Here is a 22,830-nt window from a genome sequence, read left to right as displayed (position 1 = left end):
ATGACCCACCGCATTCTGATCCTCGGCGGAACCACCGAAGCCCGGCAATTGGCCGGAAAGCTGACCCCGCGCGCGGATATTTCGGTCATGCTGTCGCTGGCCGGCCGCACCGAAAACCCGGCCGCGCAGGGGGTGCCGGTGCGGGTCGGCGGCTTCGGCGGTGCCGGCGGGCTGGCGGCGTATCTCCGCCAGAACAAGATCGACCTGCTGATCGACGCCACGCATCCCTATGCGGCGCGAATCTCCGCCAATGCGGCGGAAGCAGCGCGCATGACCGGCGTGCCTATCGTTGCGCTCAGGCGTCCCGGATGGGAGGCGGTCGAAGGTGATCGCTGGATGTTGGTCGACACCGTTGCCAGCGCGGTGACGGCTTTGGGATCGGTGCCGCGCCGCGTGTTCCTGGCGCTCGGGCGACAGGAGGTCGCTGCCTTCAAGGCCGCTCCCCAGCATCATTATCTCATCCGCAGTGTCGACCCGGTCGAGCCCAGGCTCGCTGTGCCCGACGCGACCTATCTCTTGGCGCGCGGGCCGTTTCGGGAAGTCGACGAACATGCACTGCTTCTGCAACACCACATCGAAGTCGTTGTTTCCAAAAACAGCGGCGGGGAGGCGACCTACGGCAAGATCGCGGCGGCGCGAGCGCTGGGAATCGAGGTGGTGATGATCCGCAGGCCGGCGCTGCCGGACGTCACGTCGGCTGAGACCGTCGAATCTCTTGCCGAGATGGTCGATCATTTTCTGGTCGGTCATGTTCTTGGGCCTGCTGCCGAACGCGGCGTGTAGACCAGCGCGGCCTTGTCACCCCGCTTGATGATCCTGGTTTCCGGCGAGCCGATGATGATGCAGGTCGACATGTCGGCCTTCGCGGCATCGGCGTCGGCCAGCAGAAAAACCTCGATGCGCTCGTCGGGACGGCCGGCGGCACGGCCGAAGATCACCGGCGTGGTGCCGGGCAGGATCGCAGCAAGGCATTCGAAGGCGCGGCCTAGCTGCCATGGGCGCGCCTTACTGATCGGGTTGTAGAGCGCGATTACGAAGCCGGCGCCGGCCGCGGCCAGCAGGCGTAGCTCGATCAGGTCCCACGGCTTCAGATTGTCGGACAGCGAGATGGCGCAGAAATCATGGCCGAGCGGCGCGCCGATGCGGGCGGCGACGGCAAGCATGGCGGTGATACCGGGCACGATGGCGATGTCGACCGCGCGCCATTCGGGTGGGCCCGCCTCTATCGCCTCGCAGACGGCCGCGGCCATGGCGAAGACGCCGGGATCGCCGCCCGACACGACGGCGACATCGTGGCCTTCCGCAGCCTTGAGCAGCGCGTCCCTGGAGCGCGCGAGTTCCTCGCGATTGTCGGAAGCGACGCGAATCTGGTCGGGGCGCAGATCGAGCCGGTCGAGATAGGGCTTGTAGCCGTAGAAGAATTTTGCCTCGGCAACGGCGCGGCTTGCCTCCGGCGTCACCTGGTCGGCGTTGCCTGGCCCGAGGCCGATGACAGTGAGGCGGCCGCTCATGCTTCGGCTTTCAATGCGCTTGGCCGGCCCGACCAGCCGGCCACCAGCACGATGGCGAAATAAGGCGCCTGGTCGTCCTTTTTATCGGCCAGCCGCATCGAGACGCCGCCCGGCATGGTGCCGCGCTCGACATAGATGGCCCGCGCCAGCTTGTCGGTTGCCTCCAGCGCGCGCCTGATCTTGGGCAGGTTACGGCCGACCTTCATGATCACCGCAGCGTCGGTATCGGCGAGGCGACGCGTCAGCTCGAATTCGCTCATGGTGCCCGGCAGCACCGTCAGCACGTCGTCGCCCTGGACGATAGGCAGGCCGGTCGCCGACCAGCAGCCGGACATGGCGGTGACGCCGGGAATGACTTCGCTCGGAAAGCGGTGCGCCAGCCGGACATGAAGATGCATGTAGGAGCCGTAGAAAAGCGGGTCGCCTTCCGAAAGCACAGCGACCATCCTGCCGGCGCTGAGGTGCTCGGCGACCTTTTCGGCCGACTGCTCGTAGAAATCCGTTATCTGCGACCGGTAATCGCTGTTGTCCTTGTCGATCTCGGTCGTCACCGGGTAGAGCAGCGGCAGTTCGATCAGATCAGGGCGAAAATGCGCGCCGACAATGGCGCGCGCATTGCTGTTGTTGCCGCGCTTGGCGAAATGCGCAACGACATCGGCCTCGGCCAGAGCACGCACTGCCTTCAGCGTCAAAAGTTCCGGGTCGCCAGGACCGGTGCCGACGCCGACCAGCCGACCTTTTGCGATCGCATTCATAGGCCCGGCCTCGCCAGAGCGTTGAGTGCGGCGGCGGTCATGGCGCTGCCGCCCAGCCGGCCGCGCACGATGGCGTAAGGCACGCCATAGGAATTTTCGGCCAGCGCATCCTTTGATTCGGCGGCACCGACAAACCCGACCGGCATGCCGATGATCGCCGCCGGCTTCGGGGCGCCGTCGCGCAGCTTCTCCAGCAGATAGAAAAGGGCTGTCGGCGCATTGCCGATGGCGACGACCGAACCAGCCATGCGCTCGCCCCACAGGTCGATCGCCGCGGCCGAGCGGGTGTTGCCGATCTTTTTCGCGATGTCGGCGGTCCGCGGATCGCGCAGCGTGCAGATCACCTCGTTGCCGGCCGGCAGCCGGGCGCGCGTGACGCCGTGCGAGACCATCTGCGCGTCGCAGAAGATCGGCGCACCGGCGCCCAGCGCCGTGCGCGCAGCGGCGACGAAATCGCTCGAGAAAACGAAATGTCGCGCTGCCTCGACCTGGCCGCAGGCGTGGATCATGCGGATAGCGATTTCGGCCTCGGCTTCGGAAAAGCGCGACAGGTCGGCCTCGGCGCGGATAATGGCGAAGGAGCGCTCGTAGATCGCCGTGCCATCATGGATGTAGTCGTAGGCGTTCTGGGCGGGCATGCTCATTCCTGTCGATAGATTTCGGTGATGCCGGGCGCGCCGAGCCTTGCCAGGCAGGCGACAGCAGTTTCGCCGGAATGTCGTGCGCTGCGGATCGCCGCTGCAATGCGGCCGATGCTGTGCGCGGCGTCGTAGCCCGGCCTGTATCCGGCGGGCAATGCCTTTGCCGTCCCGTCCACGACAAGTCCGGCTCCGTTTTCGCCACCGACCAGGGTCAGCGCCGCCGGACCGGGATGGGCGCAGCCCTTGGCGCAGCCGGAGATGTGCAGCGTTAAGGAGGAATCGAGGATGTCGCGGTTTTCTGTAGCGATGATCTCGGCGATGTCGCGGGTGGCGATGCGGCCGGAGGCGCAGGCGGGTGCGCCGGGGCAGGTGGCGATCCTGGTGCGCGGATCGGCTGCGTCGGTGACAAAGCCGAGGGTAGCGGCGGTGTTTTGAAGGGGCTGGTTGGCGGCTGCCGGCTGACCGAGGAGAAGCAGGCCCCGCCTCGGGGCCAGGCGGATTTCGACTGTGCCAAGAGTGAGGGCACTCTGCGCGAGGCCGGTGAGTTTATCTGCGGGCATGCTGCCGTAGGGCAGGCCGATGCCGAGAGCGTGGCCGTTACTCAGGTTGAAGATACCAATGGGCGGGCGATGGCGCTCTACGGCGCCCCCCTCTGTCCTGCCGGACATCTCCCCCTCTAGGGGGGAGATTGCACCTTGGTCTCCGCCTTCGCTAATCGCCGAAGTCGCGCCGAATACCGAGGCAGCAGAAGGACGGCCGTCGGCGGAACTGCCGATCTCCCCCCTAGAGGGGCAGATGTCCGGCAGGACAGAGGGGGGCGCGAAGGAATGCCAGCTTGCGAGTGATCTACGCTGCCGTTCCGTCAAATCCCTTGCATGAGCTTCGCGGCCTTTTTCGGCGACCATCCTGAGAATCGCGACGGCGATATCACGGGCAGCATCTTTCTCGATCATGGCGAGAGGCCTGACATTCTGCCCGTCGCCAGCAACAGCTATCCGCCAGCGGACGCCCGCGTCGGTTCTGATCGCAGCCAGTCGTACATCGGCCACTACCGCATCCATCGTCAGTTGCCCGCCGCCATCGACAACGACCGAAACCTTCGGACCGAGCCTTGCCGTTAGACCAGCCTCTTCAATCGCCACCCTGATCCGCTCTGTCAGCGGTCGCGGATCGGCGATCTCCTGCGGATCGATGCCCGCTAGCGGGCCAGTCTCGACCGGCACGCCTGTGCGCACGGCGATGCCGAGCGCGTCGACCTCCATTGCCAGCAGCCGCGCGCTTGCCGGCGTCAGGCCGCGGATCTGCAGGCTGCCGCGGGCGGTCACTTCCATGATGCCGTTGCCATGGCGCAAGGCGGATTCGCAGAGTCCGATCAACGATTTCGGCAACAGTCCTCCAGCGACCGGATTGAGCCGCACCAGCAGCCCGTCGCCGGTCTGCATCGGCGCGGACAAGGCAGGGCAGGCGTCACGGCGCGAGAAAGCGTTCATGCCGCCACTCCCAGAGCTTGCGCTTCGGCAATCAGTGCGGCGAGATCGTCATCGATGGAATTGCGCAGCGGATGCCAGAGCCCGCGCCGCCGTGCCGAGAGAAAACGCTCGGCGATGACTTTTGCGGCTGAAGGGTTTTCGCGCAGGATGAAGGCGCGGACCACGGGGTCGCCGAGATAGGCGTCGTGCACGGCCTCGATAAGCGTGCCCGATATGGCATGGGTAGTCTCGGCAAAGCCGACAAGCCGGTCGACCGTCTCGGCGAATTCCGAGGCGCCGCGCGGGCCATGACGCATCTGGCCGGCGATGAAGCGCGGATTGACGGCGCGTGCCCGCACGACGCGCGACACGGCCTCACTGATCGAGCGCGGCTTCGGTCTTTGCGGGTCCGTGGTGTCGAGCACGATCACGTCGGCGTTTTTGCCGAGCGCGGCAAGTGCTGCCGAAAAGCCGCCGATGAAGGCGACGTCGGCCGAGCCTTCGAGGATGTCGCGGCCGGGGTCGTCGCCGGTATGAACCAGAAGGTCGGCCTCGGCGAGGCGATCCTCGAACGCGCCGGGCGCCGAAATGCCTTTGCCCTCGGAGCCGCCATAGGCGTGCGAGGTGGCGGCGAGATAGGTGCGGCCGATCTCTTCGCGCGCGGCCCAGTCGCCGCTCGACAACAAGTCCTCGACGCCCGCGCCGTAAGTGCCCGGCGAGGTGCCGAAAATGCGCGGGCTGATCTTGCCGTCGATGCGGGTCCTGGCGGCGAGCGGGTTTTCCGAATCGTCCTCATCGCGGGTCGCCACCGCGTTGGCCGCGGCGTCGATCAGCGCGATCTGGGTCGGGAACATGTCGCGGAACAGGCCCGATATGCGCCAGGTGACATCGATGCGCGGACGGCCGAGTGTTGCCGGCGGCAGCACGTCTATGCCGGTGATGCGGCCGGTGGCGGAATCCCATTGCGGCCGGCAGCCCATCAGCGCCAGGCCTTGCGCGATCTCCTCACCGCCGGTGCGCAGCGAGGCCGAGCCCCACAGGTCGATGACCAGCGAGCGCGGCCAGTCGCCATGCGATTGCATGTAGCTGCGGACCACTTCTTCCGCTGCCACCTTGCCCAGATCATAGGCGGTCGGCGTCGGCATGGTGCGTGGGTCGGCGGTGAACAAATTGCGGCCGGTCGGCAGAACATCGCTCCGGCCACGCGCCGGCGCACCGGCCGGACCGGCAGCGACGTGGCGGCCGTCGAGGGCGGCAAGCAGCGCGGTTTTTTCAGCTGCCGCACTTTGCCGCCGTACCGGATCAGCCTCGCCTTCCGGCGAGCGGCCGTAAATGTGCAGGCCGTCCTTGATGGCGAAATCCTTGAGATCGCAGAGCCAGGCGTCGATCCGGCGCAAAGCCTCGTCGGCTGCGTCGGTCCTGGCGACGCCTGCCTCTGAGGCGAGGCCGGTCTTTTCCGCCGTCTCGACGATCAGCTTCGCCAGGCGGTCGCGGCGGCGGCGGTCGAGCCCGTCGGCCTGGGCATATTCGTCAACCAGTCGTTCAAGTCTGTGCTGGTTTTCGTCCAGCCCGGCGCCGGTCAGCGGCGGCGGCAGATGGCCGAGCGTGACGGCGGCAATGCGCCGCTTGGCCTGCGCTGCCTCTCCCGGGTTGGAGACGATGAAGGGATAGATTACGGGCAGGAGACCGGTGACTATCTCGGGAAAGCAGTTTTCGCTGAGCGCCACGGTCTTGCCGGGCAGCCACTCCAGCGTGCCGTGGGCGCCGACATGGACAATTGCATGGATGCCGAGCGACTTGCGCAGCCAGAGGCCAAAGGCGACCAGCGCATGGCGCGGCGGCAGCGTCGGGTCGTGATAGTCGGCGCGGCGGTCGGCTGAGCGCCCGCGGTCAGGTGCGAGTGCCACGGTGACGTTGCCGAAGGTGGCTGCGCGGAAGGCGAATTTTGCGGCGGCAGGCGCTTGAACACCCCCCTCTGTCCTGCCGGACATCTCCGGCAGGACAGAGGGGGGTGCCTCGCACAAACTTGTCTCATCTGCCGCATTCCCCCATGCGGCCGTCACGGCAGCTATCGCTTCAGCAGGCAATTCCGCCGAGTACCCGAGATAGTCCTCAAACCCCAACCCTTCACCTCCACGCTCGAGCACCTCCAGCAACTCGCGCGGCGTTTGCGGAATCCTTTCAACGGCGTAGCCCTGTTCGCTGAGGTCGTGCAGCATTGCCAGCACGCTGGACGGCACGTCGAGACCAACCGCGTAGCCGGTGCGACCGGGGGCGCTCGGATAGTCGGGGATCAGGATGGCGAGCTTGCGCTCCGCACGCGGCGTCCGCTGCAGGCGCACGAAGGCCTCGACACGGTTCGCCACTTGCGCCACGCGGTCGGGCTCAGGCCGGTTGGCGAAGGCGCGGAAGGCCAGCGCCGGGTCGGTTTCGCTTTCGCCCTTGAATGAAATGGCGCCGGCCAGGATGCGGCCGTCGAGCTCGGGCAGGACGACATGCATGGCAAGGTCGGCGGGCGCCAGGCCGCGCTGATTGGTTTGCCAGATGTCGCGGCGGGTGGTCGCGACGATGACCTGGAACACCGGCACGCCGGCGCGGTCGAACAGGGTTTCGACACCGGGCTCGGCACCCGAGGCGAAAGCCGTCGCAGTGATGATGGCGGCAGGCTTCAGGGTTGCGAGCGCGGTTTCGACAAAGGCGAGCGACGCCGGGTCCTTGAGGCTGGAGACGAACATAGGCACGGGAGCCATGCCGCGGTGGCGCAGGGCTTCGAAAAGCGCGTCGATGGGCGCGACATCGGCCGCGAGCAGCATCGAACGGTAGAAGAGAATTGGCACGACGTCCCCCTCCCCCTCGAGGGGAGGGTGGCCCGCAGGGCCGGGTGGGGTCGTCACGGCAGTGCGCGACGTTTTGTGTAGGCGCGCTTCGGAGAGGACCCCACCCCCGGCCTGCGGCCGGACCCTCCCCTCGAGGGGGAGGGGGACGCCGCGTTCTACGACCCCCAGTCCCGGCTCGTAAAATCCCGCCTTTGGCACGCTAACAGGTTCGGCTACCGCCGCACCCGATCCAGCGAGACTTGCCAGCCTCTGCACCAGCGCCGTCATATTCGCCGGTCCACCCTCGCGGAAATAGCCAAGCAGGCCGTCCAACTCCTCGCGCGGCAGCGTCGAGCCTTCGATCAGCCGCAAATCCTCGTCGTGGCTCTCGCCCGGCAGCAGCGCCAGCTTGATACCGCGATTTCGCGCGATAACGGCGAGCTGGTCGCAGCCATAGCGCCACCACTCGTAGCCGCCGAGGATGCGGACCAGAATGACCTTGGCGTGGCGGGCGACACTGTCAATCCACAGGTCGACGGACATCGGATGGCGCAGGTCGCGCAAGGCGGCGAGCCGCATCGACGGCAGGCGGTGCGCATCTGCCTTCCACGCCGCCGCCAGCCCGGCCAGGTCGCTGTCGGTGAAGGACAGCGCCACGACATCCGCAGGCGTTTGCCTGAGATCGACAGGCTCGGCGAGATCGTCGAGCGAGGCGGATGTGGTGGTGAGGATGTGCATCGCGGCTCGTACCTGGGGTCAGCCGGCGAGGATACGCTCGATGGCCGGGCGGTTCAGCCCTTTCAGGCCGATGACGACTAGGCGCGAGCGGCGGTCGTCTTCAGCGGTCCAGGCGCGGTCGTAATAGTGGTTGACGCGCGGACCGACGGCCTGCAGCAGGAGCCGCATCGGCTTGCCGCCGACTTCGACGAAACCCTTGACGCGCAACACGTTTTCTTCCTCCGCCGCCGTGGCGACCCGTTGTGCGAGCTCGTCCGGGTTGGACACGGACGCGATGTCGATGACGAACGAGTCAAAATCGTCATGTTCGTGGTCGAGCTCGTCGTCGTGGTGGGTCTTGCGGTTCTCGATGTCGTCCTCGACGGCGAGGCCGAGGCCGAGCAGCACCGACGGGTCGACCTTGCCTTGCGAAGTCGGTACGATCTTCACCGCCCGCGCAACGTGCTTGCCGATGACGGCATTGGCACGGGCCGCGCCGGCTGCGTCCATCAGGTCGCTCTTCGACAGGATGATCAGGTCGGCGCAGGCGAGCTGGTCTTCGAACACTTCCTCGACCGGATCGTCATGGTCGAGCGTCTCGTCCTGCGCGCGCTGCGCCTGCAGGGCGTCCATGTCGTTGGCTACGCGGCCATCAGCCAGCGCCGGTCCGTCGACCACGGCAATGACGCCGTCCACCGTCACGCGGCTTTTCACCGACGGCCACTGGAAGGCCTGGACCAGCGGCTTGGGCAAAGCGAGGCCGGATGTCTCGATCAGGATGTGGTCGACCCTCGGCGTCAGCGACAGGATCTGGTCCAGCGCCGGGACGAAATCATCGGCGACGGTGCAGCAGATGCAACCATTGGCCAGCTCGACGATGTTTTCCTCGGGGCAGGTGTCGATGGCGCAGCCCTTCAGGATCTCGCCGTCGATGCCGATGTCGCCGAACTCGTTGACGATGATGGCCAGCCGCTTGCCTTTGGCGTTTTCGAGCAAATGGCGGATCAATGTCGTCTTGCCGGCGCCGAGAAATCCGGTGACCACGGTGCAGGGAACGCGCGAAAGGGAGGCAGCGGTCATATCAAGTCCTTCAGAAGGTCAAGGGGAGGGATGCGGGCAACGAGGCCGCGCTTTAGGCAATCGGGACGGCCGCGCCATGGAATGAGCCCATCCGTCGAGGTGGCGAACAGCTTTGCCCCGGTGACGAGATCGGCGCCGCTGGTCGTGGTCAGATCACCGAAGACGTAGCTCCAGCAGCCGTCGCGCAGCATGGCCGCGCTGAGCCGGCGCTTGCAATTGCCGAGGCATTCGACGGTGCGGATTTTGATGTTTTCGCTGGAAGCGGCGCGGCGCGTGTCCTCTGCGAGCAGTTCGCCGGCGCGCGGATGAGCGTCCGAACCGGTCTCGTCACGGCAGGACGAGCAGACGATGACGGTAACGCCGGCCGGGGAATCACCATGGCCGGACAATAAATCCGCTGTCTCAGCCGGAAAACTGCTGTCGCGTTCCAAATCAGGCTCCTTGCCCGGAAAACCCGCCAGGCGATCGGATTCTTATGTCCTAGACGGCAGGTCTCCTGGCTCGCGGGTCATCGCCTGGGTGCCGCCTTCCCGGGAATATCCCAGTGGTTTTCGGCCGAGGCTCGTCGCTTACAGTTGCGGGGACAGCCGCGGATTTGAAATCGAGATTTCGCACCGCATTCCCTCTTGGCCCCTGCCGTTGCGGGCAGGGGACCGTCTGGAACGGATTTAGGCTTGTGGAGGCAGTCGTGTCAACGCACGTCTATGCCGCGGCGATATCCGCGAGCGGCCGGCCGAGGTCGCCGGCAGCGGTCACCTCGATGCGTTCCAGGCCGAGCCAGCCCTGCATCTGCTTCAATTCTTCGAAAAGCTCGGCAGCGGTTTGTGGCGGGGCGCCGGGCTCCGCATAGGCGGCATGGACGCGCAATACGCCGGCCGGACGGTCGGCCCTGAGGTCGACGCGCCCGACGATGCTGTCGCCGAGCAGGAATGGCAGCACATAATAGCCATACCGGCGCTTTTCGGCCGGCGTGTAGATCTCGATGCGGTAGTGGAAGTCGAACAAGCGCTCGGTGCGCGACCGCTCGAAGACGACGGGATCGAACGGCGCGAGCAAGGCGCGCGCCTCGATCCTGCGCGGCAAACGGGCGTCGTTGTGGAGATAGGCTGTTTTGCTCCAGCCTTCGACGCTCACCGGCAACAGGTCGCCGGCCTCGACCAACTCCTCGATGCGGCCCTTGATGTCGGCGGGCGAGAGGCGGAAATAGTCGCGCAGGTCGCCTGCCGTGGCGATGCCGTGGGCGCGGGCCGAGATGCGCAGCAATTCGCGGTGAGCATCCTCGGGACAGGGAACCGGTAGCGCGAGTACCGCCGGCGGCAGCACGCGCTCCGGCAGATCGTAGAACCGCTCGAAGCCGCGGCGATGCGCCGTGGTGATGCGGCCGGCCCAGAACAGCCACTCGAAGGCATGCTTGGCATGGCTCCAGCCCCACCAGCCGCCCGAACCCTTCTGGCCTTCGAAAGCCGACGCCGCGATCGGGCCTCGTTCGGCGACCTCGCGATAGATGTCTTCGATATAGGCGGCGTGCTCGCGGCCCCATTTGGCCAGTCCGCTGTACATTTCGTCGCCGCGTTCGGCCCGCTGCATGCGCCAGCGCATCAGCGGATAGGTCTCGACCGGCAAGAACGAGGCTTCATGCGCCCAATACTCGAAGACCATGCGCTTGCGCGTGACGGCGGCGTTGTCGAGCAACGCCAGCTTGTAAGGGCCAAGCCGCGAATAAAGCGGCATATAGTGGGCGCGCACCACGGCGCTGACGGAATCGATCTGCAGCAGGCCGGTACGGGCAAGCACGCGGGCCAGATGCCGGCGGTCAGGCGTGCCGGTGGGGCGCGGGTCATTGAATCCCTGTGCCGCCAGCGCAATGCGGCGGGCCATGGCAAGCGAGATTTTTTCCTTCATGAAGGCGGCATCCGGACGATTTTGGACAGAGAAAATGACCTGCGATTCCGTGCCATGCTAGCAGGGTTTTGGCGGCATCCATGTCAGGAGAGAAAAGTGGAGTAAAAAGTGAAGGAAATCAAACAGGAGCGGATCGGACCAGTTTTCCCGGATATGCCGTCCAGCACCGCGATTTGAACAAGGTTTGACTTGCTTCGTCGAAAGCGCTGCGCTAACCCTCGCCGCGTTGCAGCATAGAGCCCCCTTAAAACGGTTCAGTGGTTAAACTGTCACGCTTCCGCAAGTGGGTCCGGTGCTGTAATCAGAGTGGATTGGCCGCAACGGAAAGCTGCAGAATGAACGCATTGTTGAGTTCGTACCTGCCCATCGTCCTGTTCATCGGCGTGGCGCTGGTCGTCGGACTGGCGCTGCTCGCCGCACCCTTCCTGGTGGCCTATCGCAACCCCGATCCGGAAAAGCTTTCGGCCTATGAGTGCGGCTTCAACTCGTTCGACGACGCCCGCATGAAATTCGACATCCGCTTCTACCTGGTGTCGATCCTGTTCATCATCTTCGATCTGGAGGTGGCCTTCCTGTTTCCGTGGGCGGTGTCGTTCAGCCAGATCGGCATGCTCGGTTTCTGGTCGATGATGGTGTTTTTGGCGGTGCTGACCATCGGCTTTGCCTATGAATGGAAAAAAGGAGCGCTGGAATGGGATTGAACGACAGTTCCGGCACGCTCGTCGCGCCGAAGCCCAAGGGCCTCATCGACCCCAACACCGGCAGGACGGTCGGGTCCGACGATCCATTCTTCCTGGAGATCAACAACGAGCTCGCCGACAAGGGCTTTCTCGTCACCTCGACCGAGGCGCTGATCACCTGGGCGCGCAGCGGCTCGTTGATGTTCATGACCTTCGGTCTCGCCTGCTGCGCCGTCGAGATGATCCATACTTCGATGCCGCGCTATGACTCGGAGAGGTTCGGTGTCGCGCCGCGCGCGTCCCCGCGCCAGTCCGACATCATGATCGTCGCCGGCACGCTGACCAACAAGATGGCGCCGGCGCTGCGCAAGGTCTACGATCAGATGCCGGAGCCGCGCTACGTCATCTCGATGGGCTCCTGCGCCAATGGCGGCGGCTATTATCATTATTCCTATTCGGTGGTGCGCGGCTGCGACCGCATCGTGCCGGTCGACATCTACGTGCCCGGCTGCCCGCCGAGCGCTGAAGCGCTGCTTTACGGCATCCTTCTGCTGCAGAAGAAGATCCGCCGCACCGGCACGATCGAGCGGTAAATCGCCATGGATGAAGATCGGATCATTTATGGCAACCCTGAACCTTGGCTGGATTTGATGTTCAGAACGTCTGAACAGCGATTTGTAAAAACGGACTCCGGTTCGACGTTTTATTCTTCTGCGCTCTCAACAGACACGAAATTTGGTGCTGCTGGTGTCGGTATCGACATCCGATTGAATGATTGGGAAGCCGAGCCGACAAGCGACCCACGAATTATCTTTTATCATGGCGACGTAAGACTGCGTTCGCTTGGCGATCGAACCAAGAATCTGATTGGTGAAATGTCGGCCAAGCTTTCCTCTGCCGCGTCGGGCCAGGGAGCAACTACCGAAAAGCTGTTTGTGGAATGCGTTGCTCTAAATGGCGACCCTGCGCATCTGGAAACCCGGCAGTTTGTCGGAAAGCTGTTTTTTGGCGAGCCGGGTGACGATGATGAATGCCAGGTTTTTTTGACTATTGACGCCGCCAGGGAGAGCGGCTGGTTTGGTGAAAAAGATCCAGAAGACTCGCGCAAGGTTCTGGGCTGGTTGGCGAGGTTGTCATGACCCAGGCGTTGAATGACCTCTCGACCTATCTCGGCGAGAAGCTGATCGGCCGGATCGGCGAGGCGGTGTTCGCCTATGGCGAACTCACCATCTCGGTCGAGCCGCGCGACCTGATCGAGGTGGTGACCTTCCTGCGCGACGACCCGAAATGCCAGTTCATTTCGATCATCGACGTCTGCGGCGCCGATTATCCATCGCGGGCGAAGCGCTTCGACGTCGTCTATCATTTGCTGTCGCCGAGACAGAATATCCGCATCCGAATCAAGGTCCAGGCCGACGAAGAGACGCTGGTGCCGTCAATCACCGGGATTTATCCCGGCGCCGACTGGTTCGAGCGCGAGACCTATGATCTCTATGGCGTGCTGTTTTCAGGCCATCCCGATCTGCGGCGGATTCTGACCGATTACGGCTTTGAAGGCCATCCGCTGCGCAAGGACTTTCCGCTGACCGGCTTCGTCGAGGTGCGTTACGACGACGAAGCCAAGCGCGTCATCTACGAGCCAGTGGAGCTCAAGCAGGAATTCCGCAATTTCGATTTTCTGTCTCCGTGGGAAGGTACGGATTACGTGCTTCCGGGGGATGAAAAGGCAAAGCAGTAAATGGCTGAAACCTCCGTTCGCAACTTCAACATCAATTTTGGCCCGCAACATCCAGCGGCGCACGGCGTTTTGCGCCTGGTGCTGGAGCTTGACGGCGAAGTCGTCGATCGCGTTGACCCGCATATCGGGCTGTTGCACCGCGGCACGGAAAAGCTGATCGAGGCCAAGACTTATCTGCAGGCCGTGCCCTATCTCGACCGGCTCGATTATTGCGCGCCGATGAACCAGGAGCATGCCTTTGCGCTTGCCGCCGAGCGTCTGCTCGGCATCGAGGTGCCAAAGCGCGGCCAGTTGATCCGAGTGCTCTATTCGGAAATCGGCCGCATCATGTCGCACATCCTCAATGTGACGACGCAGGCGATGGATGTCGGCGCGCTGACGCCGCCGCTGTGGGGCTTCGTCGAGCGCGAAAAGCTGATGGTGTTCTACGAGCGCGCCTCGGGTTCGCGCATGCACGCGGCCTATTTCCGCCCCGGCGGCGTGCATCAGGATCTGCCGCAGAAGCTGATCGAGGACATCGGCAAGTGGATCGACCCATTCCTGAAATCGGTCGACGACCTCGACTCACTCTTGACCGGCAACCGCATCTTCAAGCAGCGCAATGTCGACATCGCGACGGTGTCTCTGGCCGACGCCTGGGCCTGGGGTTTTTCCGGCGTCATGGTGCGCGGCTCGGGCGCGCCGTGGGACCTGCGCAAATCGCAGCCCTACGAATGCTATGCCGAGATGGATTTCGACATTCCGATCGGCAAGAACGGTGACTGTTTCGACCGCTATCTGGTGCGCATGGAAGAGATGCGGCAGTCGGCGAAAATCATGCGCCAGTGCGTCGATCTGTTGCTCGGTAAGGAGGGCAGCGGGCCGGTGTCCAACCTTGACGGCAAGGTGGTGCCGCCGAAGCGCGCGGCGATGAAGCGCTCGATGGAAGCGCTGATCCATCATTTCAAGCTCTACACCGAAGGCTACCGCGTGCCGGCCGGCGAGGTCTATGCGGCGGTCGAGGCGCCGAAGGGCGAGTTCGGCGTCTATCTCGTCTCCGACGGCACCAACAAGCCCTATCGCTGCAAGCTGCGCGCGCCCGGCTTCGCGCATCTCCAGGCCATGGACTTTTTGTGTCGCGGCCACATGTTGGCCGACGTCACCGCCGTGTTGGGTTCACTCGACATCGTGTTTGGTGAGGTCGATCGGTGATGATGGGAATGGCTCGACCGTCAAAGGCGTTTCTGGCCGCGGCATGCCTTGCGGCTTCCGCTGAAATGTCGCTTGCTGGGTCCGGTGAGGGTCTCTCGTCGACCGATCTTCTCAAAGAGGGGTTCAAGCTTATTGCAGAAGGCGATCTGCTTACAGTCCGTCGCTTGAGCACCCAGACCCCAGCAATGGATGAGGGCATTCTTGTCCATGGCCGGCCGTCGACATCGTCCAACTGCGCGGTTCATGACAACCTCGTAGCGTCATTGATCCCCGAAGAATATCGTTGCAAGCCAATAGCTTGGGTGTATAGCCGCTATGACGGATACATCCGCCTGAAGCGTGGAAATGAAGAGTTCGTATGCGTTTTGGGGCGATCCGAGGATTGCTATCGCGCCTACAACTCTAACCAGTAGAAACATAGAAGCGAAATCGTAATGTCAGTCCGCCGTCTCGCAGAAGCCAGCCTCCAGCCAGCCTCCTTCGCCTTCAACCGGGCGAATGCGGCGGCGGCGAAGCAGTGGATCAAGAAATATCCGAAGGGGCGCGAGCAGTCCGCCATCATTCCCTTGCTGATGCTGGCGCAGGAACAGGAAGGCTGGGTGACCAAGGCGGCGATCGAGACGATCTCCGACATGCTCGACATGCCCTATATCCGTGGGCTGGAAGTCGCCACCTTCTATACGCAATACCAGCTCAATCCGGTCGGCACCCGCGCTCATATCCAGGTCTGCGGCACCACGCCCTGCATGCTGCGCGGCTCGGAAGCGCTGATGGATGTGTGCCGCTCGAAAATCCATCACGACCAGTTCCACACCAATGACAAGGGCACGCTGTCGTGGGAGGAGGTCGAATGCCTCGGCGCCTGCGTCAACGCACCGATGGTGATGATATTCAAGGACACCTATGAGGATTTGACGCCGGAGCGGCTTGCCGAGATCATCGACCTCTATGACGCCGGCAAAGGTGCTTCGGTGACGCCAGGACCGCAAAACGGCCGCATCACCTCTGAGCCGGCCAGTGGCCTGACGACCCTCAAGAGCGAAAAGGCGATCCTCAAGGCGACCCGCGACCGGGAAACCAGGGCGGCGACCAAGGCCACCAAGGATGCAGAGCCGGCGGCTGCCGTCGCAGCATCAGTTCCGCCAGCTGCTCCTGCCGCGCCGGCGCCGGTTGCGCCCTCGAATGCCAGCAAGCCGAAGACCGACGCGGTCGAGACCAACCCGGCGCTGAAATCGCCGTCGGCGACGAAAGTCGCGCCCGCGGCGGAAAGGGCGGCGAGCGTCGCAGCGCCTCTGCATTCGGCCGCCAATGCCAACAAGGCCGAACCGCAGGTCGAGGACGTCTCGAAACAGCGCAAGGGCCCCAAGAACAAGGCCGAGCCGGCGTCTGCTTTCAAAGCGCCGGAGGCCAAGGTCAAACCGGCGAAGGCTGCCGCCAAGGCGGCCAAGCCGTCGCCCGGAAACAGGAGCCGGCCGACCGGCAAGAAGCCGGTCTGAGGAACGAGCAATGCTTCAGGACAGAAACCGCATCTTCAACAACATCTACGGCCGCTTCGACAAGTCGCTGGCCGGTGCCATGGCGCGCGGCGCCTGGGACAACACGCCCGGCATCGTTGCCAAGGGGCGCGAGTGGATCGTCAACGAGATGAAGGCATCGGGCCTGCGCGGCCGCGGCGGCGCCGGTTTCCCGACCGGGCTCAAATGGTCGTTCATGCCCAAGCAAAGCGACGGCCGGCCGAGCTATCTCGTCGTCAATGCCGACGAATCCGAGCCCGGCACCTGCAAGGACCGCGACATACTGCGCCATGACCCGCATACGCTGGTCGAAGGCTGCCTGCTTGCCGGCTTCGCCATGGGCGCGGTCGCCGCCTACATCTATGTGCGCGGCGAGTTTATCCGCGAGCGCGAGGCGCTGCAGCGCGCCATCGACGAGGCCTATGCGGCCAAGCTGATCGGTAAGAACAACACCTCCGGCTACGATTTCGACATCTACATGCACCATGGCGCCGGCGCCTATATCTGCGGCGAGGAAACGGCGCTGCTCGAAAGCCTCGAGGGCAAGAAGGGCCAGCCGCGGCTGAAGCCGCCATTTCCGGCAAATGTCGGCCTCTATGGCTGCCCGACGACAGTCAACAATGTCGAGTCCATCGCGGTGGCGCCGACCATCCTGCGCCGCGGTGCCGCCTGGTTCTCGTCCTTCGGCCGGCCCAACAATGTCGGCACCAAGCTGTTCTGCATCTCCGGCCACGTCAACAATCCGTGCACCGTCGAAGAGGCGATGTCGATCCCGTTCCGCGAACTGATCGAGACGCATTGCGGCGGCATTCGCGGCGGCTGGGACAATCTGCTGGCGGTCATTCCGGGCGGCGCCTCGGTGCCGCTGGTGCCGGCCGAGCAGATCATTGACGCGCCGATGGATTTCGACGCGCTGCGCGACCTGAAATCGGGCCTCGGCACGGCGGCTGTCATCGTCATGGACAAATCGACCGATATCGTGAAAGCGATCGCGCGGCTGTCCTATTTCTACAAGCACGAGAGCTGCGGCCAGTGCACGCCTTGCCGTGAGGGCACCGGCTGGATGTGGCGGGTGATGGAACGGCTGGTGCGCGGTGAGGCGCAGAAGCGCGAGATCGACATGCTGCTCGACGTGACGAAGCAGGTCGAGGGCCACACGATCTGTGCGCTGGGCGATGCGGCAGCATGGCCGATCCAGGGCCTGATGCGGCATTTCCGCGGCGAGGTGGAGCGGCGCATCGACGAGTTTTCGCGCAACGCGCACCGTGCCGAACCGGTGCTGGCGGCGGCGGAATAGAAGAATTCAAAAATGCGGACGAATGTCCGACACGAGGAAACGAGCGCGGGGCAGACGGAAACGACCAGGAGACCACCTATGTCGCTGTTTTCGACACCCGACGATTTTACGCCCGATATGGACCCGTTGTTGAAGATGAACCAGGATCTGACCAGGATGATGCCGAAGGAGATGGCCAATGCCGTCAATCTCCTGGCGCATCCTGTCGCGGGCGCGGCGGCGATGACGGCACTCGGCATCGGCCTTGCCAACCACGCCTTTGGTATCTGGATGGGCGTGCTTTCAGGCGCGGCCGAGTCCTCGCAGCGGCTTTGGCAGCCGGTCGCCGAGGATTTCGAGGCGCGAACGGAACGCGTTTCCGCGACCGGCAAAAGCTCCTCGACCAAGGCACGCGCGGCGACCAAAACCCTGATTGCCGAGGCGCAGTCCTTCGCCAACGATGTGACCGACATTGCGACGAGCACTGCGGCGCGGAGCTTGGCGAATGCCAGCACCGTTGCAGCGGATGCGTCGGCCGGCCTGATGCCGGAGGATTTCAAGCAGCCTAAGCCGATGGATCGGCCAGCCGAGCCGGCTGACCTCAAGGCGATATCGGGCATCGGGCCGAAACTGGAAAAGGTGCTGAACGGCCTTGGCATCTGGACATACGCCCAGATCGCCGCGTGGACGCCGCAAGAGATCGCCTGGGTCGAAGATTACCTGTCGTTGAAGGGCCGCATCGGCCGTGACGGCTGGATCGGTCAGGCGGCCGCGTTGGCCGGGGCCAAAAAGTGAATTCAATATCGTGCGCGGTCTCGGCTGCGCCCGGAAGGAAAGATTGCGGAACGTCCGCAGGGGTTTGAGGCGAAATGGCAAAGCTCAAGGTCGACGGGAAAGAGATCACTGTACCCGACCATTACACGCTGCTGCAGGCGGCCGAGGACGCCGGCGCGGAAGTGCCGCGCTTCTGCTTCCACGAGCGGCTGTCGATCGCCGGCAATTGCCGTATGTGCCTGATTGAGGTGAAAGGCGGCCCGCCCAAGCCGCAGGCGTCCTGCGCCATGGGCGTGCGCGACCTGCGCCCCGGCCCGAACGGCGAGCCGCCGGAAATCTTCACCAACACGCCGATGGTCAAGAAGGCGCGCGAAGGCGTGATGGAATTCCTGCTGATCAACCATCCGCTGGACTGCCCGATCTGCGACCAGGGCGGCGAGTGCGACCTGCAGGACCAGGCGATGGCGTTCGGAGTCGATTCCTCGCGGTACCACGAGAACAAGCGGGCGGTCGAAGACAAGTATATCGGGCCGCTGGTCAAGACGATCATGAACCGCTGCATCCATTGCACGCGCTGCGTCCGCTTCACCACCGAGATTGCGGGCATATCCGAGCTCGGCCTGATCGGCCGCGGCGAGGATGCCGAGATCACCACCTATCTCGAAAGCGCGATGACTTCGGAACTGCAGGGCAATGTCATCGACCTTTGCCCGGTCGGTGCGCTGACCTCCAAACCCTACGCCTTCCAGGCACGGCCGTGGGAACTGACCAAGACCGAATCCATCGACGTGATGGACGCCGTCGGCTCGGCGATCCGCGTCGATAGCCGAGGCCGCGAAGTGATGCGCATCCTGCCGCGTACCAACGAGGCGGTGAACGAGGAGTGGATTTCCGACAAGACCCGCTTCATCTGGGATGGTCTGCGCACGCAGCGCCTCGACCGCCCCTATGTGCGCAAGGACGGCAGACTGGCCCCGGCAAGCTGGGCCGAGGCTTTTGCCGCGATCAAGGAAGCGGTGTCGAATGCGGCACCCGAAAAGATCGGTGCCATTGCCGGCGATCTCGCAGCCGTCGAGGAGATCTACGCGCTGAAGCTTCTGATGGCTTCGCTCGGCTCGAAGAACACCGACTGCCGCCAGGACGGCGCCGCACTCGATCCGTCGCTCGGCCGGGCGAGCTATGTGTTCAACCCGACCATCGAAGGCATCGAACAGGCCGATGCGGTGCTGATCATCGGCGCCAATCCGCGCTTCGAGGCATCCTTGCTCAACGCCCGCATCCGCAAGCGCTGGCGGGCCGGCAATCTGCCGGTCGGCGTCATCGGCGATGTCGGCGATACGCGCTATGATTATGAGCAGCTCGGCGCCGGGCCGGAATCGCTGAAGGATCTGGCCGACGGTAACGGCAAGTTCTTCCAGCTGCTGAAGAAGGCGACGCATCCGCTGATCATCGTCGGACAGGGTGCGCTGGCGCGTCCGGACGGGGCGGCCGTGCTCGGCCAAGCGGCGAAGCTCGCCGTCGCCGTCAACGCTGCCAGGGCCGACTGGAACGGCTTTGCCGTGCTGCACACCGCCGCGGCACGCGTCGGCGGCCTCGATGTCGGGTTTGTGCCGGGCGAGGGCGGCAGGAACGTCGCCGGCATGCTGGGCGAGACCGATGTGCTGTTCCTGCTCGGCGCCGACGAAATCGATATGGCCAAGACCGGCGGCGCTTTCGTCGTCTATATCGGCACGCATGGCGACAAGGGCGCACACCGCGCCAACGTCATCCTGCCGGGTGCCGCCTATACCGAGAAGTCGGGCACCTTCGTCAACACCGAAGGCCGCGTGCAGCAGACCAACCGGGCCGGCTTCGCGCCCGGCGAGGCGCGCGAGGACTGGGCGATCCTTCGGGCACTGTCGGATGTGCTCGGCAAGAAGCTACCTTTCGATTCGCTGCCGCAGCTACGCGCAAAGCTCTATGCGGAATACCCGCATCTTGCCCGCATCGACCATGTCGCGGCCGGCGACCCGGCCGACATCGCCAGGGTTGCCAAGCTCGGCGGGCGGCTGAACAAAGGCACCTTCACCTCGCCAGTCAAGGATTTCTACCTGACCAACCCGATCGCGCGGGCTTCCGCGGTGATGGCCGAGTGCTCGGCTTTGGCGAAGAACGGCTTCAGGCAGGCGGCGGAGTAGACATGGACACCTTCTTCTCCTTCTACGTGCTGCCGGCGCTGCTGATCCTTTTGAAGTCGGTCGTGCTGATCGTCGTTCTGTTGATCTTCGTCGCCTATGTGCTTTACGCCGACCGCAAGATCTGGGCGGCGGTGCAATTGCGCCGAGGCCCGAATGTCGTTGGCCCATGGGGCACGCTGCAGGCCTTCGCCGATCTGCTGAAATTCGTCTTCAAGGAGCCGGTCATCCCGTCCGGCGCCAACAAGGGCGTTTTCCTGCTGGCGCCTTTGGTGTCGGCGGTGCTGGCGATCTCTGCCTGGGCGGTTATCCCGGTCAATGAGGGCTGGGCGATCGCCAACGTCAATGTCGGCATCCTCTATGTCTTCGCCATCTCCTCGCTCGAGGTCTATGGCGTCATCATGGGCGGCTGGGCCTCCAATTCGAAATACCCGTTCCTTGGCGCGCTGCGCTCGGCGGCGCAGATGGTGTCCTACGAAGTCTCGATCGGTTTCGTCATCGTCACCGTGCTGCTTTGCGTCGGCTCGCTCAACCTGTCCGACATCGTCTTGTCGCAACAGGACGGGCTGGGCACGCGGCTCGGCCTGCCCAACACCTTCCTCGACTGGCATTGGCTGTCGCTGTTCCCGATGTTCATCGTCTTCTTCATCTCGGCGTTGGCCGAGACCAACCGGCCGCCCTTCGATCTTGTGGAAGCCGAATCGGAACTCGTCGCCGGCCATATGGTCGAATATTCCTCGACGCCGTTCCTGTTGTTCTTCCTCGGCGAATATGTCGCCGTCGTCCTGATGTGCGCGCTGGCCACCATCCTGTTCCTTGGCGGCTGGCTGCCGCCCTTCAACTTCGCGCCGTTCACCTGGGTGCCGGGGCTGATCTGGTTCGTACTCAAGGTCTGCCTGGTGTTCTTCATGTTCTCCATGGTGAAGGCGTTCGTGCCGCGCTACCGCTACGACCAGCTGATGCGGCTCGGCTGGAAGGTCTTCCTGCCGATCTCGCTGTTCATGGTGGTCGCTACCGCCGCTTTCCTCAAACTCACCGGGTTTGCCTGATGTCAGCATTATCCCAGGCCGCCAAGTCACTGCTTTTGCAGGATTTCGTCAGCGCTTTCTTCCTGTCGATGCGCCAGTTCTTCGCGCCGAAGGAGACGATCAACTATCCGCATGAAAAGGGGCCGGTCAGCCCGCGCTTCCGTGGCGAACATGCGCTGCGTCGTTATCCGAACGGCGAGGAACGCTGCATCGCCTGCAAATTGTGCGAGGCGATCTGCCCGGCACAGGCCATCACCATCGAAGCCGGCCCACGCCGCAATGACGGCACGCGGCGCACCGTGCGCTACGACATCGATATGGTGAAATGCATTTACTGCGGCTTCTGCCAGGAAGCCTGCCCGGTCGACGCCATTGTCGAGGGGCCGAATTTCGAATTCGCGACGGAAACGCGCGAGGAGCTGTATTACGACAAGGACCGGCTCCTGGCCAATGGCGACCGCTGGGAGCGTGAACTGGCGCGCAACATCTCGCTGGATGCGCCTTACCGCTGATATTTGACGCATGGACGGGGCGAGGGGCCTCGTTTAAGGAACACGCAACTTGCCGACCGGAGGCGGTGGCAAAAAACAGGACGAACGTCCTGTTCTGACAGGAAACCCGGGGGAACCCATGCTGAGTGGACTAGAGGCGGCCTTTTTCTACCTCTTCGCCTTTGTCGCGGTGGCATCGGCGTTCATGGTCATTTCGGCGCGCAATCCCGTGCATTCGGTGCTGTTCCTGATCCTGACCTTCTTCAACGCCGCCGGCCTGTTCATGCTGACCGGCGCCGAGTTCCTGGCGATGATCCTGCTCGTCGTCTATGTCGGCGCGGTGCTGGTGCTGTTCCTGTTTGTCGTCATGATGCTCGACGTTGACTTCGCCGAAATGAAGGAAGGCGCCCTGCAATATGCACCGATCGGCGCGCTGGTCGGGCTGATCCTGGCGGCGGAGCTGATCGTCGTGCTCGGCGGCTATACATTCGCGCCGAAACTGGCGGCGACGGTCGCGAAACCCATTCCGGACCTGGCCGCGCGCTCGAACACGGCAGCGCTCGGCGACATCCTCTATACGGATTACCTCTATTACTTCCAGGTGGCGGGGCTGGTGCTGCTGGTCGCCATGATCGGCGCCATCGTGCTGACGCTGCGCCATAAGCCGGGCGTCAAGCGGCAGTCGATCGCCGCCCAGGTCGGCCGCACGGCAGCAACCGGAGTGGAAATCCGCAAGGTCAAGACGGGCGAAGGAGTCTGAGATGGTCGTCGGCATCGCGCACTACCTGACCGTATCGGCGATCCTGTTCACGCTCGGCGTGTTCGGCATCTTCCTGAACCGCAGGAACGTCATCGTCATCCTGATGTCGATCGAGCTGATCCTGCTTGCGGTCAACATCAATTTCGTCGCCTTTTCGGCGGCGCTCGGCGATTTGGTCGGCCAGGTGTTCGCACTGTTCGTGCTGACGGTCGCGGCGGCCGAAGCGGCGATCGGCCTTGCCATTCTCGTCGTCTTCTTCCGCAACCGCGGCTCGATCGCGGTCGAAGACGTGAACATGATGAAGGGTTGACGG

22 protein-coding genes and 1 riboswitch are annotated in these 22,830 nt (G+C 64.0%); of the genes, 14 read left to right on the top strand and 8 right to left on the bottom strand.

Going from position 1 to position 22,830, the window contains the following annotated elements; translation table 11 throughout:
- On the top strand, positions 1 to 783 hold the full coding sequence (locus NKH16_RS27415; RefSeq protein WP_352902796.1) for a cobalt-precorrin-6A reductase: 783 nt from the start codon (positions 1 to 3) through the stop codon (positions 781 to 783).
- Here NKH16_RS27415 and NKH16_RS27410 read toward each other — a convergent pair.
- From NKH16_RS27410 to NKH16_RS27375, 8 genes are all read right to left on the bottom strand, one after another.
- On the bottom strand, positions 747 to 1,511 hold the full coding sequence (locus NKH16_RS27410) for a precorrin-3B C(17)-methyltransferase (RefSeq protein ID WP_352742359.1): 765 nt from the start codon (positions 1,509 to 1,511) through the stop codon (positions 747 to 749). The genes NKH16_RS27415 and NKH16_RS27410 overlap by 37 nt on opposite strands.
- Entirely contained in the window at positions 1,508 to 2,266 is a 759-nt protein-coding gene (locus NKH16_RS27405) for a precorrin-2 C(20)-methyltransferase (protein WP_352875218.1), read from the bottom strand. The genes NKH16_RS27410 and NKH16_RS27405 overlap by 4 nt, the downstream gene beginning before the upstream one ends.
- A complete protein-coding gene (locus NKH16_RS27400; protein WP_502894830.1) occupies positions 2,263 to 2,910 on the bottom strand; it encodes a precorrin-8X methylmutase in 648 nt (215 codons plus the stop codon). Before NKH16_RS27400 ends, NKH16_RS27405 begins: the two co-directional genes overlap by 4 nt.
- Entirely contained in the window at positions 2,907 to 4,397 is a 1,491-nt protein-coding gene (gene cobG, locus NKH16_RS27395; RefSeq protein WP_352742355.1) for a precorrin-3B synthase, read from the bottom strand. The genes NKH16_RS27400 and cobG overlap by 4 nt, the downstream gene beginning before the upstream one ends.
- The gene (gene cobN, locus NKH16_RS27390) at positions 4,394 to 7,930 is read right to left on the bottom strand and encodes a cobaltochelatase subunit CobN (protein ID WP_352820939.1); all 3,537 of its coding nucleotides are present in this window, start codon (positions 7,928 to 7,930) and stop codon (positions 4,394 to 4,396) included. The genes cobG and cobN overlap by 4 nt, the downstream gene beginning before the upstream one ends.
- An 18-nt stretch (positions 7,931 to 7,948) precedes the next feature.
- The gene (gene cobW / locus NKH16_RS27385) at positions 7,949 to 8,989 is read right to left on the bottom strand and encodes a cobalamin biosynthesis protein CobW (RefSeq protein ID WP_352742351.1); all 1,041 of its coding nucleotides are present in this window, start codon (positions 8,987 to 8,989) and stop codon (positions 7,949 to 7,951) included.
- Positions 8,986 to 9,420 carry a DUF1636 family protein gene (locus NKH16_RS27380; RefSeq protein WP_352699360.1) on the bottom strand — a complete coding sequence of 145 codons (435 nt, stop codon included), beginning with the start codon at positions 9,418 to 9,420 and terminating at the stop codon, positions 8,986 to 8,988. Before NKH16_RS27380 ends, cobW begins: the two co-directional genes overlap by 4 nt.
- Before the next feature lie 38 nt (positions 9,421 to 9,458).
- Positions 9,459 to 9,662, bottom strand: a riboswitch (cobalamin riboswitch).
- A gap of 29 nt (positions 9,663 to 9,691) precedes the next feature.
- Positions 9,692 to 10,891: a winged helix-turn-helix domain-containing protein gene (locus NKH16_RS27375; protein ID WP_352450018.1), complete on the bottom strand. Its 1,200-nt coding sequence runs from the start codon at positions 10,889 to 10,891 to the stop codon at positions 9,692 to 9,694.
- 335 nt (positions 10,892 to 11,226) lie between these two features.
- Between NKH16_RS27375 and NKH16_RS27370 the strand changes: the two genes are divergently transcribed.
- The 13 genes from NKH16_RS27370 (at position 11,227) to nuoK (ending at position 22,827) form a co-directional block, all read left to right on the top strand.
- A complete protein-coding gene (locus NKH16_RS27370; protein ID WP_023798850.1) occupies positions 11,227 to 11,592 on the top strand; it encodes an NADH-quinone oxidoreductase subunit A in 366 nt (121 codons plus the stop codon).
- Positions 11,583 to 12,164, top strand: a complete 582-nt coding sequence (locus tag NKH16_RS27365) for a NuoB/complex I 20 kDa subunit family protein (protein ID WP_352742348.1) — start codon at positions 11,583 to 11,585, stop codon at positions 12,162 to 12,164. The genes NKH16_RS27370 and NKH16_RS27365 overlap by 10 nt, the downstream gene beginning before the upstream one ends.
- 6 nt (positions 12,165 to 12,170) lie before the next feature.
- Positions 12,171 to 12,710, top strand: coding sequence for a hypothetical protein (locus NKH16_RS27360; protein WP_352450017.1), 540 nt, complete (start codon positions 12,171 to 12,173; stop codon positions 12,708 to 12,710).
- Positions 12,707 to 13,309 (top strand): NADH-quinone oxidoreductase subunit C, encoded by a 603-nt coding sequence (locus NKH16_RS27355; protein ID WP_352617419.1) that lies wholly within the window; start codon positions 12,707 to 12,709, stop codon positions 13,307 to 13,309. The genes NKH16_RS27360 and NKH16_RS27355 overlap by 4 nt, the downstream gene beginning before the upstream one ends.
- Positions 13,310 to 14,500, top strand: a complete 1,191-nt coding sequence (locus NKH16_RS27350) for an NADH-quinone oxidoreductase subunit D (protein WP_352450015.1) — start codon at positions 13,310 to 13,312, stop codon at positions 14,498 to 14,500.
- A gap of 434 nt (positions 14,501 to 14,934) precedes the next feature.
- On the top strand, positions 14,935 to 15,996 hold the full coding sequence (gene nuoE, locus NKH16_RS27345) for an NADH-quinone oxidoreductase subunit NuoE (protein ID WP_352742346.1): 1,062 nt from the start codon (positions 14,935 to 14,937) through the stop codon (positions 15,994 to 15,996).
- Positions 15,997 to 16,006: 10 nt separating this feature from the next.
- Positions 16,007 to 17,311: an NADH-quinone oxidoreductase subunit NuoF gene (nuoF, locus tag NKH16_RS27340; RefSeq protein ID WP_352742344.1), complete on the top strand. Its 1,305-nt coding sequence runs from the start codon at positions 16,007 to 16,009 to the stop codon at positions 17,309 to 17,311.
- A 78-nt stretch (positions 17,312 to 17,389) separates the two neighbouring features.
- Entirely contained in the window at positions 17,390 to 18,085 is a 696-nt protein-coding gene (locus NKH16_RS27335) for a helix-hairpin-helix domain-containing protein (protein ID WP_352450013.1), read from the top strand.
- 74 nt (positions 18,086 to 18,159) lie between these two features.
- Positions 18,160 to 20,241, top strand: coding sequence for an NADH-quinone oxidoreductase subunit NuoG (gene nuoG, locus NKH16_RS27330; RefSeq protein WP_023676624.1), 2,082 nt, complete (start codon positions 18,160 to 18,162; stop codon positions 20,239 to 20,241).
- Between the two features lie 2 nt (positions 20,242 to 20,243).
- Positions 20,244 to 21,287: an NADH-quinone oxidoreductase subunit NuoH gene (gene nuoH, locus NKH16_RS27325; protein ID WP_352450011.1), complete on the top strand. Its 1,044-nt coding sequence runs from the start codon at positions 20,244 to 20,246 to the stop codon at positions 21,285 to 21,287.
- Positions 21,287 to 21,778: an NADH-quinone oxidoreductase subunit NuoI gene (gene nuoI, locus NKH16_RS27320; RefSeq protein WP_023676622.1), complete on the top strand. Its 492-nt coding sequence runs from the start codon at positions 21,287 to 21,289 to the stop codon at positions 21,776 to 21,778. The genes nuoH and nuoI overlap by 1 nt, the downstream gene beginning before the upstream one ends.
- Positions 21,779 to 21,896: 118 nt before the next feature.
- Entirely contained in the window at positions 21,897 to 22,517 is a 621-nt protein-coding gene (locus NKH16_RS27315) for an NADH-quinone oxidoreductase subunit J (protein WP_023676621.1), read from the top strand.
- A 1-nt stretch (position 22,518) separates the two neighbouring features.
- Entirely contained in the window at positions 22,519 to 22,827 is a 309-nt protein-coding gene (nuoK, locus tag NKH16_RS27310) for an NADH-quinone oxidoreductase subunit NuoK (protein ID WP_023676620.1), read from the top strand.
- The last annotated feature ends 3 nt before the right edge of the window (positions 22,828 to 22,830 follow it).

This window comes from Mesorhizobium sp. M1307, assembly GCF_040318155.1.
Classification (GTDB): domain Bacteria; phylum Pseudomonadota; class Alphaproteobacteria; order Rhizobiales; family Rhizobiaceae; genus Mesorhizobium.
The sequence above is the reverse complement of the archived record's forward strand: the minus strand, read 5'-3'. Positions and strand labels throughout refer to the sequence as shown.

Excerpts from the sequence above, each read along its gene's own strand:
- cobN (WP_352820939.1), bottom strand. The coding sequence starts at position 7,930 with ATGCACATCCTCACCACCACATCCGCCTCGCTCGACGATCTCGCCGAG.
- NKH16_RS27400 (WP_502894830.1), bottom strand. The coding sequence starts at position 2,910 with ATGAGCATGCCCGCCCAGAACGCCTACGACTACATCCATGATGGCACG.
- cobW (WP_352742351.1), bottom strand. The coding sequence starts at position 8,989 with ATGACCGCTGCCTCCCTTTCGCGCGTTCCCTGCACCGTGGTCACCGGA.
- nuoH (WP_352450011.1), top strand. The coding sequence starts at position 20,244 with ATGGACACCTTCTTCTCCTTCTACGTGCTGCCGGCGCTGCTGATCCTT.
- NKH16_RS27355 (WP_352617419.1), top strand. The coding sequence starts at position 12,707 with ATGACCCAGGCGTTGAATGACCTCTCGACCTATCTCGGCGAGAAGCTG.
- NKH16_RS27410 (WP_352742359.1), bottom strand. The coding sequence starts at position 1,511 with ATGAGCGGCCGCCTCACTGTCATCGGCCTCGGGCCAGGCAACGCCGAC.
- NKH16_RS27350 (WP_352450015.1), top strand. The coding sequence starts at position 13,310 with ATGGCTGAAACCTCCGTTCGCAACTTCAACATCAATTTTGGCCCGCAA.
- nuoF (WP_352742344.1), top strand. The coding sequence starts at position 16,007 with ATGCTTCAGGACAGAAACCGCATCTTCAACAACATCTACGGCCGCTTC.
- NKH16_RS27315 (WP_023676621.1), top strand. The coding sequence starts at position 21,897 with ATGCTGAGTGGACTAGAGGCGGCCTTTTTCTACCTCTTCGCCTTTGTC.
- NKH16_RS27370 (WP_023798850.1), top strand. The coding sequence starts at position 11,227 with ATGAACGCATTGTTGAGTTCGTACCTGCCCATCGTCCTGTTCATCGGC.
- nuoG (WP_023676624.1), top strand. The coding sequence starts at position 18,160 with ATGGCAAAGCTCAAGGTCGACGGGAAAGAGATCACTGTACCCGACCAT.
- cobG (WP_352742355.1), bottom strand. The coding sequence starts at position 4,397 with ATGAACGCTTTCTCGCGCCGTGACGCCTGCCCTGCCTTGTCCGCGCCG.
- NKH16_RS27365 (WP_352742348.1), top strand. The coding sequence starts at position 11,583 with ATGGGATTGAACGACAGTTCCGGCACGCTCGTCGCGCCGAAGCCCAAG.
- NKH16_RS27360 (WP_352450017.1), top strand. The coding sequence starts at position 12,171 with ATGGATGAAGATCGGATCATTTATGGCAACCCTGAACCTTGGCTGGAT.
- NKH16_RS27405 (WP_352875218.1), bottom strand. The coding sequence starts at position 2,266 with ATGAATGCGATCGCAAAAGGTCGGCTGGTCGGCGTCGGCACCGGTCCT.
- nuoK (WP_023676620.1), top strand. The coding sequence starts at position 22,519 with ATGGTCGTCGGCATCGCGCACTACCTGACCGTATCGGCGATCCTGTTC.
- nuoE (WP_352742346.1), top strand. The coding sequence starts at position 14,935 with ATGTCAGTCCGCCGTCTCGCAGAAGCCAGCCTCCAGCCAGCCTCCTTC.
- NKH16_RS27415 (WP_352902796.1), top strand. The coding sequence starts at position 1 with ATGACCCACCGCATTCTGATCCTCGGCGGAACCACCGAAGCCCGGCAA.
- NKH16_RS27335 (WP_352450013.1), top strand. The coding sequence starts at position 17,390 with ATGTCGCTGTTTTCGACACCCGACGATTTTACGCCCGATATGGACCCG.
- nuoI (WP_023676622.1), top strand. The coding sequence starts at position 21,287 with ATGTCAGCATTATCCCAGGCCGCCAAGTCACTGCTTTTGCAGGATTTC.
- NKH16_RS27375 (WP_352450018.1), bottom strand. The coding sequence starts at position 10,891 with ATGAAGGAAAAAATCTCGCTTGCCATGGCCCGCCGCATTGCGCTGGCG.